The sequence below is a fragment of the Bacillus sp. 2D03 genome, from assembly GCF_003946765.1.
GTDB lineage: Bacteria > Bacillota > Bacilli > Bacillales > Bacillaceae_G > Bacillus_A > Bacillus_A cereus.
The window spans coordinates 1-12,179 of the sequence record NZ_RPSJ01000030.1; the positions used below are offsets into that span (position 1 = coordinate 1).

A 12,179-nucleotide genomic window follows, 5' to 3' on the forward strand; every position below is an offset into this window, starting at 1 on the left:
AACGAGTACGATTACCAAAATATACAGTTTCAAACTCTCCACTAGATGGATCTAAACGATAAAAATCAGGTTTATTATCATCTTTAAAATTACGAGGATATTCAAATGTTCTCAAATCATCTAACATCCATTTCCATTGGTCACTATGTACAGCAAAATCAATACGATTCATTTTAGCTTTACCAACAGCAAAACCAAATGACATTAAAACACTAAGACTTTCAGCAAAAGCATTAATCAAACCTTTATCCCATAATAAGAATTGATTTATTTGAACCTTGATAGGATACTGTCCATCATGTCTATAACGTCTTGAAAAAAAGATAGCTATATCATCATTTCTCAGACTAAATTGATAAAGTGGCTTCTGACCACCTTTAACAACAAAAACAAGAGGGTTCTCATAACTAGGCAAACGAACTTCAACAGTCTTTTCTTCGTTATAATCCATATGCAACTGTCTACCATTCTCTAATTCTTCAAGAAGTCCATTTTCCATAACATCATCATAGTTCAAAATGTCAACGTTATACCAAAATGTATCTATATTAAATAAAAACTTCTTTGGATCAGGACAAAACTTTTGATTGCCTTTGCGGTCTTTACCATTTTTCATTGTATAACTCGATGGCATAAAAGGACCTCCAAAAACAAATTATTAACGTATCCGCACATTCCCATTTGTGCGGATAAGGACAAACCCTTGGTATATAAGGATTTATACTCAAAAATAGCCGTTTACTATGACCCTATGTTATAAGGAATAGGGTCATAGTATTCTCTCTACCTCAAAATAGATTAAATACTAATCAAAACAACACTAGAAACATTGATAAATCAATATTTCTAAAACCTTTAAGTACCTGGAATACACTCTTTATAAAAAAGTGGGACTCTATCCCCTATTAATATTAACAAGTTAAGTAACAATAACTAACTACTTTAACTTACATTTCGCCTTGCTCTTTATAATAACGTTCTTTTTCAGCAACTAAACTTAATAAAAAACTTGTACGATTTAAAGGTTTATAAATCAAATTATTTTCTTTAGCAATAGTCATTCTTCTATCATTTTCAATATCTATTAATTCATCAATTAATGAAACTTCATTATCAGTAAAACGAAATACACGATTCTTTCTTTCTTCTTTAACAACAGACATTTCGAAACCCCCTAAAACTTTATATACACATAATATCATTTTGCATATGCAAAAACAACCCCTTGCAAATATTTTATTGAAATATTTTTATGCAAAGGGTTGCTAATCTATTAATATTCAATTAAATATCTCTATTTTTCAAACTTAATCTACTCATTATTTTAAGAGTTAACATAAGAAAACTAACATTAACGACAAAAGCAAATAATAGAGCCATTACACTTAAAGGCTTAAAATATACGGATATTCCTAAATACAAAAGAAACAATAGAAAATTTGTAAAAACTGCATATCCGATATTTTCACCAGTTATAGCATATTTTCTAAAAACCATCTTTTTATCTTTTATTTTACCTATATTTTCATTAACAAACTTTTTATCAATAGTTACATATTTAACAAAGATAAAAAGAGCAATTCCAATAAATACTGGAGTCAATAAATTAAATTCTGCACCAACTAAACAATAACTAAAATAAAAGAACATTACAGCAACATTGAACAATACATGAATATATTCACGATAAAACTTTTTAAACATATCTACACCCCTTAAAACGCCTTATTTCGCTTCACAACCTCTTTTTTATAAGCTACATAGATATTGCTATCTATATAAGTTAAATCATCAAAAATCCAACCTCTGTCCTCTAAATACTCTTTATGTACCTTAACTTGATTAGATTGATCGCTTCTCAAATATTTCAATGTTTTAGATAAAACAGTTACCTCTTTTTCATTACAAATAGGTAAATCCATTACATATCACCCTTCTTTTAACGTGTCTAGCATCCCTTTAAACAAGAATAAAACTCCTAAAGTACAAAACGTCGTGACAATAACATTCTCCATTATCAATCACCAAAACCACAGCTAGAACCCGAATCATACGAAGAACTAGAACCTGAATCGTAAGATGAACTAGAACAACCAGAATCATAAGATGAACTTGAATCATATGAACTATATGATGATGCTGCTAATGATGTAGCAATTAAATAATCTGAATTAGAACTATTTGAACTACTTGAATTACTTGATTTCTTACTACCTGAATTTGAATAACTACCTTTATTTAAATTTACTTTTGAAGAATAAGTATCACTCTTCATTGAGCCACTATAAGAGTATGCATCACCAACAATCATCTTCTTAATCATTTTTAATATAAGACCAGTAGAAATAATAAACCCTAAAAATAACGCTATAGTGGGAATAATCCCGTATAAAATATCAATCATTTGATCCATTAAATTCATCTTAATTTCCCCTTTCTTTTAAAACCTACCTTTTTGAAAAAAGGTAACAAAAACTTTCCAACGTGGGAGGTCCCACACCCCATTCGCCTACAGCGGGTGTCCCCCAAACAATGTTTGGGAGAACGCAATAGCTTGTTTTTCTATTCCTTTAGGCAACCTTTCAGGACATCAACTTTTATAAGTAAAACTTTTTACAAACCAAAAAACTTTTTCTTATAAAACTCCTTCGCTTTGCTACGGCTTCTTACACACTTTCCATTTCCATCTATCGATTCACATTTCAAGCGCTTCAGAAGTGATTTTGCGTGTTCTGATGCTTATTTACAGCATTCTCTAGTTCTATTTAACCTGTAAACCAATTTAATAGAATAAAAATCACAGCAATGAATGAACCGTAAAATAATCCATCTCTCGCCATACTTTTTAACCAATCCACATGTATCATTTCAACTATTTATCCTCTCTAATAAATATCCATATCACTAACTAATAAATAAGCAATCACAATCGAACCTAACCACAACACACCAGCACCTAGAATATATTCAGCCATTCCATCACCTATTAAATATTTTTTTCTCTATATAAATCAACAAAACAATAAACATAATACTCTCTACAAATACAACCGTTTCACGAGGATATTTAGTTGCAAAATCAAGAACTAACATCTACTTAGCCATTTGACTAAACATCACATCTAAATTATCAAAATGATGTTTAATTACTTCGCAATTATTTATTTCTTCTTCAGTTAATCCGTAGCGATCCATGAGCAAATTCAGAAATTCTCTCATTTCTCCATGTGCTTTATTTATTCTTTTAACTTCTTCACGAAATTTTTTCTTTTTTAAAATCCCCATAATAACGTACCTTCCTTATTTAATTTATATATTCTTATGAAGTCCTCCCGCCTGTACCGCGCATACAGCTTACGCTGAATGCTTGTACTGACGTCCGTACTCTTCGGCGGTTGACTTCAACGCCTCTAAAAATTCCATGAAGTCTTGTCGTTTTTCAGGAACTTTTACTGGTGAAACCATTGCACTTGTATCATAAATTTTTGAACCAACAACAAAAGCTTTCTTTTTACTTATACGCATTCTCTTTAAATAACGTTTAGATTGAATATCATACATCGTATAGTAGAAGTATTTTTTATCACTTGAAACCTTTACAAGAACGTTCGTAATACCTCGTATACGTGAATCTAAATCATCAAAGCTAGGCGAAGCAATAAACAACGTACAACGTAATTTCCGAAGATAATACGATACTTGAGAAAAGAATTTAACCGAGTTACTTGAGAAACTTCGAGCATCTAAATCAATATGAGCTTCATCTAAATTTAAAATTGTAGATTTTTCTTGAGCAATATTTTTAAAATGTTCTATTTCAGTAAATGGCTTTGAACCAACTACGCCATAATTGCTATACAATACGCAATTACTTTTCTGTTTAAAATGGTATGCAAACAACGTCATTCCTAATGTCTTACCGCTTCCAAGAGGACCTTCAAAAACCATTACGTTCATGCAAGCTCATTTCCTTTCACTACTTTTGCACTATTAGCCGAAAGTGATAATGATGGATTTGCATTTGCTTTAAGTAAATGACTTAATTTCGCATTACCTTTAATTCTGTCAAACATAGTTAATATTTTTAGAACCTTTTCATAGAAAGCAAGTGGTAAACTTTGTTTTTTCACAGAGATAACATAATCAGCTATATCTTTACATCCATTCTCATTAAGCAATAAGATACCTTTCATTTGAGATGCATTTAAAGGCACTGAATTTTCCTTCATGTATTGAAATAATTGAACCGTTTCAATGCTTTCACTTGAAGTATCTTCTTCTAAAATTTCTTCTTTCATTATGTCTTGAACATCTGGTAACACTTCTTCTACAACTGTTTTTTCTAAAGTCACTTCACTCATTCATTTCACCCCATTATTTAAAAATAGCTAGTAAAACAATAATTACCCATGGCATAAAACCAATTAAATCAAATTGTTTCTTGCCTGTTTCAAATTCAAAAATTCCTTTTAACGCACTGGATCGGCGTAATCTTTTAATATTTTCCGCTTCAATTCTTGCCGGTTTTTCTAAGTTATAAATGTGATATACATAACCATGATTATCATCAAGTAATCTCAATTCATTATCACGTGGTAACATGGCTGTACTCGTTTCTAAAATCTCCGAATCAAACGATATAACCTGTTCTACAGTGCATGTACCTTCTTCTTTTATAATTAATGCTCTATGCCCTTCAAATTGTGGCTGAACTTTACGTTTTGTTTTAGCTAACATTCAACTGACTCCTTTTCTTTTTTTCTAGATATCAATTTGTAATAAAGCTTAACAGCACCACTAGAAACAATAACAACTCCAAACATAGAAAGAACACTAGCAACAAGAGGTAGCATAATACCGTTCATTTCACCCATTTTCGAATTTAAAATAGTATTAAATAGGTCTAAAATATTCAAAGATGCTCCATAACATAAAAATAGACAGAACAATATATATAAAGTGAAAACTGTATAATTAATAACTCTCAAAAATGAATTTGCTAATTTCATTTCGACATACGCCCTTTCAACCACATGTAAGGTAACACTATAAATAGAAATACAGATAAACAAATCGCACTTGATAACTCAAACATCGCATTAAAAGCCTGCATTTTTAACTCTCCTTTTTCGAAGTTGCATCACAAACTAAAATCAATAAACAACTAACGACTCCCAATATTAAAAAAATCATTCTTCTATCCCTCTAAAGAATTTCAATGTATCTATTACCATCCAAGAAACAACTGTCGTAAAAAATATTAATAAAATTGCTTGCCCTACAATATTCAATATCATTACCACCATTTCACTGTATCTTTAAATCGAATAAACAAACTACTGTAAGTCATGATGATGTAACAAACAAAATATACGAAAACTAAAGCGAATAACGTCGTTATGACGGTTGTCCAACCGTATAAATAAGCAAACACTCCAAGGTAATCACTAATTCGCAAAGGACGGCTTGCCGGTACGCTTAAATCACTTAAATATTTTGCCATTTGTGCAAGCCAACCAAGAACAGGATTAAATATTGTATCAATTAACGCATTAATGTTATTTCACACCTTTACCAAAGCATTTAATGCATGTAACCTGTGTATCAATATAACGATACGACCAACTTCTAACATCAACACTCTTTTTAAAAATAAATCCTCTACCATTACAAGTTTTACACTTCTTGAACTTTCTCATTAATGATGTCCCCCTCTGAACAGATCCATGAGCTTTTTAACAAACAAGTACCAAATAAAACATGTGACCACAGCCGGAATAACTGTAAGTAATCCAGTAGGAAGTAATATATCAGTAGCCACTTTAAAACCTTTCATTGATGCACTAGGAAAAGATACATTCCCACCATCAAAACTAGGTTGTACCCACAGAAATAAAGTTTTAAAGAATCCTGCTATTACAGCACCTAAAAACTGAAACAAGGCAACGAATAATTTTATAATTGCTACTACAACTTGAAACAGCTTTTCTATGAAATAAAAGATTCCTTTTAAAAAATCCAGTAGATATTGAAATGGTGTAGCTAAAAAATCAATAAACGTTTTTAACGTCTTTATAACCGCTTCAAATCCACCTTTTAAGAACTTAACAAACTTCTCCATCATGATTGCTTATAACCCACCATAATCCTTCTAATGCTTACAGCAATAGAGAATGTAATCATTAGTACAAACCCTAAAAATAATACGTTCTCTCCAGCATGAAATGCATACTGGAGAAATTGTATTAAGTCCTTAGATGTAACTGGTTGTATCAAACTAAGCACCTACCTTAAAAATAACTTCTTCGTATTAAACGCAACAATAAACGCTAATGGAATAGCAATACTAAACGCAACAATAGGCCAGATACCACTGAACCAATTTTTAATAGATTCTATTAAGTCAGAAAGACCAAAATTAAAAGCAATATCAGGTATTACTTGTACTTGTGGAATACCTGGAATAGAATCACTCAAATCGCTTTCTACATTCCAAAATGAGACAGCTTTAATTTGAACATTATGAGTTTGACCATTTTTCAAACCCTTTACAGCATACGAACGAGTTGTAACAAGTGAATCATTTACTTGTTTACCATCTACAACAATGTGATAACCCTTAATTTTCACACCTGCATTATAATTTGTTAAATTAACAATCAAAGAACCATCTTTAGGATTGATCGTTGGAGTAGGTGGTTTAGCTGGTTTTGTTAAATTTGGTGGTTCATCTGTCTTTATCTTTTTATCTATACCTTTAGACTCAGCACCTTCAGGAGAAACAGAAACAAATTTATAATTATAATCCTTGTTAGATTCCAACCCTTTATCTTCAAACATCTCTATATTGATATCCTTTGCAATCAATTTATCATCTCTATAAATTTTCAAATGACTAAAATTTTCTTTCGGCAAATGATAATCAAATTTAACAGAATTATGAGTAACAGCTTCTTTTAAATCACTAATATCTTTTGGTTTTGATAATTCATACTCATAAAATTCAAATTCCGAAAGTATCATATCTGAATTAGTATTAGGTTTATCAATCGTTAAAGAAATAACATTCTTTAAATCTAAATAAACAAGTTTATTATTAGTGTTTGACAGTACCATACTTTTCGATGAACCATCTTGTAATTGAAACAACACACGAGGAGTATCTCCGCGTATTTTTATATACATATAACCTGAAATTGAAATTGCTGTATCAAACGTATAAGTAACCTTTTCACAGCCTTGTCCTGAAAATTTAAAAAATCTAAAACTTGTATTGGTATCACCGTCAGTTAACTCTGTAACCGGTTTTCCACAACCATCTCCGACCATTCCAGCTAAAATATTTCTACCTATATTCTCTTTTGTTATTCCTGCTGCATAAGTTGATTTCGAAAAAAACAAACTTGATGCAAATAATATCAATGACAATAACAACATCACTGACATTTTCCGTTTACAACTTGCCAACAAAGTTCACTCCCCTCGTCACTTGGTTTCATTTCTTCCCAAGGAGTCATTGGCTTATCTTGTTTCATATCATTATCTTTTTTCATTTCTCCCTCCCGATCCATAGGCTTATCAGGAGTCATTGGTTTATCAGGTTTCATATTTTCCTTTTCCATTGGTTTATCAGGAGTCATTGGTTTATCAGGCTTCATATCTTCCTTTTCCATTGGCTTATCAGGAGTCATTGGCTTATCAGGCTTCATGTCTTCCTTTTCCATTGGCTTATCAGGAGTCATTGGCTTATCTGGTTTCATGTCTTCCTTTTCCATTGGTTTATCAGGCTTCATTGGTTCTTCTTTATCCATATCTTTTTCTTTCTTCATATCTTCTTCTTTTTGATTATCTTTATCTTTACAAACATCTCCCCAACATTCGGCGGGTTCAGGAGCAACAGGAAGTTTGTCAGGTGGTTTCTCTTGTTCACCCTCTTTAAAGTGCTCTTGTTTGTCTTCAAAAGGCTTGTCAGGTTGTTTAGGTTTATCAGGCTTTACGTCCTCAGGAAGAACAGGTTTAATCGACAAATCCATATCGTCAGGAATCTTCAAATTATCCCTAATATCCTTAACAGCATCCGCAATTTCTTTTGTGTTCTTTGCTATTTCATCGGTATTCTTTTTAATCTCACCTGTATTTTTAGCAATTTCACCTGTATTCTTTGCTGTCTCACCTGTATTTTTAGCCGTTTCACCTGTATTCTTTGAAATTTCATTTACCGCACTAACAATCTTTTCTAAAGCTTCTTTAACAGCTTCATCAGAACCACCGCCACCATCTACAGGTGGTTTATTATCTTCTTTTGGTTCTTCTATATCTCCGCTGCCATGAGGTTTATCAGGTAACTTTTCATTTGTACAAACCCCATCTAGCTTATTATCATAGTCAGCGAAATCATTTGGATCGAAATTTTCTGGTGGGAGTTCGTAATACTTCGCACTTTCTCCCCAATATTCAGTAGTTCCGCCACCTTCTCCATTTTTCGGAAATCCTTTTAATGTAAAACGTGCATAACCTTTCACTTTTCCATTTACAAATATGTAAAATGCATATGTTCCATTTCTATCCCAATTAATTTCAAATTCATTATTTTTTTGTGAAGGTCTAGTCCACTTTGCTTTTCCAATATTAAACGTACAATCACTCACGAGCATAAGTTCAGAGAGTTGAAAAGTCACAACGTTTTCAGCATCATTAACCCTTAAAACAAGGCTATACTTTCCACCTACAAGACCTTTATTCTCAATTGACACGCCTTTACTACCTAATAATTGAAAACTAGGTGTATCAGCAAATACAGGGATCGTATGGCTAACAATACAAAATACACACAAAAATATTATTGCTGCCTTTTTCATATCAATCCTTCCTAACAAAAATAGCTAGGTTATTAGCCCAGCTATTTAATTGTTTTATTAAATTTATAGTTAACTTCTTGCTATTTAAGGAGTGATTATTTGATGATTAACGAGTAAATAGGTCTTTAGTGTTAAACGCCACTAAGAACGTTAATGGAATCGCAACCGAGAATGCGATAATAGGCCAATATGCTCCTAACCAGTTAGTCAAACCGTTAGCAACGTCTGCAAGATTGTAAGTCAATGTAATTTTTGGCATTTCCAAAATAAATTCCTCCTAATTAATCAATCATCAAATTTGTCTTTTACTAAATGCGCTACGAAAAATCCGAACAGTATCCCAAACAAAATGACTAACAATGGCATCATTGTTGACCAGTTCATATTAAAGTTACCGAATAATTGAGACATCGATGGTCTGAATCCAAATTCAGGCATTGAAATCAACTCCTAAAGGTGTTATACACTTTACCGATACAGTAGATAGCAAACGCCCCACCAATGAATAAATAAATCACTGGTAACACCGAACTAAACATGTTAAAGGCATACTGCAAGATTCTTCCCACGTCCATGCTAAAACTAATAGCCATCACCCCAAGCTTTGACGGTGGTGAACATCATTATTACGAATACTAGAAAGGTTATAAAACCTAACGAGTATAAAACAACTGAATTGTTCATAAAAAACCAATACATCATATCTAAAAAGGCTAAATCATTCATTTATCAAACCGCCAATCTTTAAGCAATGTGAAAACAATGATTAGCAAAAATGGGAGTCCAAATAGAGAATATTGGTTTAATAAATTTTCTAAGTTAAATTCAATCATCGCAAAGCACTCCAAATCCAGTTGAATGTTAACACCAACAAGATTAGTAATAGCAAGAAACTAATTAACATATCACCATAGGTAAGTGTCTGGAAAACTGCAAAACTACCGTTCTTAGTCTGTACTAAGTAGTTAGGCATAATTTCCGAAAAAGTTTTGTACAAGTCGTTTAAATCGATTTTATCTAACATAAAATCACACAATCACTTCAGTCTTATAATTCCTCGTACTACTTAACAATCTGTTGCAAATTGTAGTATGCATTATTTTTATATGCACTTACAGTTGCTAGACACTTAAATGGAGTACCTAATTTGTAACTCTCAGAAATCTGTTGATACAGCTCTACTTCTTTACTAGAAATCTTCACTGTTTCATTTCCATTCTCATTCTTTTGATACAAATCAATACTCAAACTTGTTCTTTTATTCCCTTCATACTCTTTTACAATAATACCGGCGCCCATAAATACGCCTTCAATTTGAACTTGTGGCATTGTAATACCTCCATATTATAATTTTACGAACGATAGCTCTAAAAAATATCGAACATAAATTCGATGATAGCCAAATTTTCGTTCGGTCTTCATTGTAAAAAAAAAACTCTCACTTGTAAAGAAAAATATTACATTTTTTTCATAAAATTATTTTTCTTCCTCTATTGCATAATCTTCAATATTAACTTTAACCAAATCTAAAATAATTCTTTCTGCTTCTCTTGAAGCATTACCTTTTTTAGCTAACTCCCAAATCACTGGATTAGGAAGTCTTAAAATCAAATTACTTTTTTTCAAATAATCAGGCTTTCTTTTTCTACCCAAATTTACACATCCTCTGTTTCATTAACAAACTAAACAGAGTTTTTCTTTTAACTATAGTCAAAAAACAACATAAAAAAAAGAGGGCGATCACCCTCAACTATATTTTTTCATAAATTCATACAACGCTAATTCAATTAATGAAAACTTTGAAATTCTTTTGCTACCAAAAGGTTTTGCAAATTCCTCAAATTGTTCATGGATTTCTTTACTAATAACAATAGAACTTTTTTTACTCTCTTTAGATTCAGGAAGTGAAGCTAATTCTAAAAATAATTTAGCTTCATCACTCTTCACTATATGTACTAACTCTTTTAAAGCCGATATTTCAGATTCAGTAAAGTCATTCTGATTTTTTTCTGATTTATTTCTGACTTCTTTTTGTTCAACATCTAGTTTTTCAATCGTTTTTTTCGGATTTTTTTCTGATGTTTTTCTGATAACTTTCTGCTTATCTTCATTTTTATTCGGATTTTTTTCAGTCTTTTTCTGAATTAAATCTGAAATTAATAATTCATCTATCTGATTTTTTTCAGATTCTTCACCTTTATAAATAGTTTTCTTTAATGAATTATCATATTTATAACCTACAGAATTCAAGCGCCTACGCAAAGTATCTTTACTTATTCCCAATTCTTTCGCAACGTCAGGCATAGTCCTTGTACCATTAGTCAATTCAACAATATCAATAACTTTCACAATCAAACAATCCCCTTTCCAGTCTATATATTCATTATATCATATATAATTCTGACAAACATCAGAATTATTTCAGACATTTATCAGAAACTTTTCAGAAGGCAAAACAAAAAAGTCAGACAAAAATCTGACTTTAATCATAGACGTTTCATTATAATCTTTGTATAATACAAGTACAATCAATCAATCAAATTAGTCTTATAATTCCTCTAGACTAGTCACCTGGAGGAATTGGATAATATTCTATCTAGTCAATAGAATATTTACGTGAAACCTTTGTTTTTAATCAAGGGTTTCTTTTTTTATGGTTTTATTTATTTCATAATCATGCAATAGCATTTTCTTTTTCTCTACATCTTCTTCAAACGACTTACCTTTTCTCTCTTCATATTGACGATTTTTAATTAAGAATTTTTTTATTGCTGTCTCTATATCACACTTTTCATCACCAACAACAGCTGTCATTAAACGTCCTCTTATTTGAGCAACTTCTCTATCAAAATTAGAATCTATATCTTTAGTCCTAATTAAATACCCAGTTGTACGAGCGAATTTACCTTTAGCACCTTTACCTAATTGTGTCCAAAAAGCACTTTTATGATAAAACTTTTCCATTAACATCATCCAAAGCTTGTCCAACCCATCACGATTAAAAACTTCTTCTAAATCGTCAAATATCTTTAAACCTTCCTCGTCCTCACACTCTTTAAGGAAATCACGTCTAACTTCAAATTCAACGTTCCATATATTCTCTGTATCCATATCAAGACTATTATATAAATCTAAAAAATACATTTTACCTTTTTTCATAATTTCCTTAGTCTTATTATAAATACGCAACTGTAAACGAGTACGATTACCAAAATATACAGTTTCAAACTCTCCACTAGATGGATCTAAACGATAAAAATCAGGTTTATTATCATCTTTAAAATTACGAGGATATTCAAATGTTCTCAAATCATCTAACAT

18 protein-coding genes and 2 pseudogenes are annotated in these 12,179 nt (G+C 31.3%); all 20 read right to left on the bottom strand.

Going from position 1 to position 12,179, the window contains the following annotated elements:
• A pseudogene (locus EBQ15_RS30335) lies at positions 1-634 on the bottom strand (replication initiation protein); the annotation flags it as partial.
• Between the two features lie 313 nt (positions 635-947).
• Positions 948-1,163, bottom strand: coding sequence for a hypothetical protein (locus EBQ15_RS30340; protein WP_000117789.1), 216 nt, complete (start codon positions 1,161-1,163; stop codon positions 948-950).
• A 121-nt stretch (positions 1,164-1,284) separates the two neighbouring features.
• Positions 1,285-1,704, bottom strand: a complete 420-nt coding sequence (locus tag EBQ15_RS30345; RefSeq protein WP_033693108.1) for a hypothetical protein — start codon at positions 1,702-1,704, stop codon at positions 1,285-1,287.
• Positions 1,705-1,715: 11 nt separating this feature from the next.
• Positions 1,716-1,922, bottom strand: a complete 207-nt coding sequence (locus EBQ15_RS30350) for a hypothetical protein (RefSeq protein WP_033693107.1) — start codon at positions 1,920-1,922, stop codon at positions 1,716-1,718.
• 95 nt (positions 1,923-2,017) lie between these two features.
• Entirely contained in the window at positions 2,018-2,422 is a 405-nt protein-coding gene (locus EBQ15_RS30355) for an RNA-binding protein (protein WP_206702383.1), read from the bottom strand.
• Positions 2,423-3,093: 671 nt separating this feature from the next.
• Complete coding sequence (locus EBQ15_RS30360) at positions 3,094-3,285, bottom strand: hypothetical protein (protein WP_000511842.1); 192 nt, start codon at positions 3,283-3,285, stop codon at positions 3,094-3,096.
• 69 nt (positions 3,286-3,354) lie between these two features.
• Positions 3,355-3,957 (bottom strand): hypothetical protein, encoded by a 603-nt coding sequence (locus EBQ15_RS30365; protein ID WP_033693105.1) that lies wholly within the window; start codon positions 3,955-3,957, stop codon positions 3,355-3,357.
• A complete protein-coding gene (locus EBQ15_RS30370; protein ID WP_015484804.1) occupies positions 3,954-4,361 on the bottom strand; it encodes a hypothetical protein in 408 nt (135 codons plus the stop codon). Before EBQ15_RS30370 ends, EBQ15_RS30365 begins: the two co-directional genes overlap by 4 nt.
• A 13-nt stretch (positions 4,362-4,374) precedes the next feature.
• Entirely contained in the window at positions 4,375-4,737 is a 363-nt protein-coding gene (locus tag EBQ15_RS30375; protein WP_000880239.1) for a hypothetical protein, read from the bottom strand.
• The gene (locus EBQ15_RS30380) at positions 4,731-5,009 is read right to left on the bottom strand and encodes a hypothetical protein (protein ID WP_033693104.1); all 279 of its coding nucleotides are present in this window, start codon (positions 5,007-5,009) and stop codon (positions 4,731-4,733) included. The genes EBQ15_RS30375 and EBQ15_RS30380 overlap by 7 nt, the downstream gene beginning before the upstream one ends.
• A gap of 287 nt (positions 5,010-5,296) precedes the next feature.
• Positions 5,297-5,503: a hypothetical protein gene (locus tag EBQ15_RS30385; RefSeq protein ID WP_206702382.1), complete on the bottom strand. Its 207-nt coding sequence runs from the start codon at positions 5,501-5,503 to the stop codon at positions 5,297-5,299.
• A gap of 195 nt (positions 5,504-5,698) precedes the next feature.
• The gene (locus EBQ15_RS30390) at positions 5,699-6,124 is read right to left on the bottom strand and encodes a hypothetical protein (protein ID WP_033693103.1); all 426 of its coding nucleotides are present in this window, start codon (positions 6,122-6,124) and stop codon (positions 5,699-5,701) included.
• A 161-nt stretch (positions 6,125-6,285) separates the two neighbouring features.
• Positions 6,286-7,437, bottom strand: coding sequence for a fibronectin type III domain-containing protein (locus EBQ15_RS30395; RefSeq protein ID WP_115735483.1), 1,152 nt, complete (start codon positions 7,435-7,437; stop codon positions 6,286-6,288).
• On the bottom strand, positions 7,437-8,858 hold the full coding sequence (locus EBQ15_RS30400) for a hypothetical protein (RefSeq protein ID WP_033693102.1): 1,422 nt from the start codon (positions 8,856-8,858) through the stop codon (positions 7,437-7,439). The genes EBQ15_RS30395 and EBQ15_RS30400 overlap by 1 nt, the downstream gene beginning before the upstream one ends.
• Positions 8,859-8,964: 106 nt before the next feature.
• Positions 8,965-9,123: a hypothetical protein gene (locus EBQ15_RS31365; protein WP_000425806.1), complete on the bottom strand. Its 159-nt coding sequence runs from the start codon at positions 9,121-9,123 to the stop codon at positions 8,965-8,967.
• A gap of 20 nt (positions 9,124-9,143) precedes the next feature.
• Positions 9,144-9,296, bottom strand: coding sequence for a hypothetical protein (locus EBQ15_RS31370; protein WP_164514076.1), 153 nt, complete (start codon positions 9,294-9,296; stop codon positions 9,144-9,146).
• Between the two features lie 624 nt (positions 9,297-9,920).
• A complete protein-coding gene (locus EBQ15_RS30410; RefSeq protein ID WP_103623133.1) occupies positions 9,921-10,187 on the bottom strand; it encodes a hypothetical protein in 267 nt (88 codons plus the stop codon).
• Between the two features lie 147 nt (positions 10,188-10,334).
• Positions 10,335-10,511: a hypothetical protein gene (locus EBQ15_RS31375; protein ID WP_002025140.1), complete on the bottom strand. Its 177-nt coding sequence runs from the start codon at positions 10,509-10,511 to the stop codon at positions 10,335-10,337.
• Between the two features lie 93 nt (positions 10,512-10,604).
• Positions 10,605-11,207 (bottom strand): hypothetical protein, encoded by a 603-nt coding sequence (locus tag EBQ15_RS30415; protein ID WP_241228036.1) that lies wholly within the window; start codon positions 11,205-11,207, stop codon positions 10,605-10,607.
• 282 nt (positions 11,208-11,489) lie between these two features.
• Positions 11,490-12,179, bottom strand: a pseudogene (locus EBQ15_RS30420) (replication initiation protein); the annotation flags it as partial.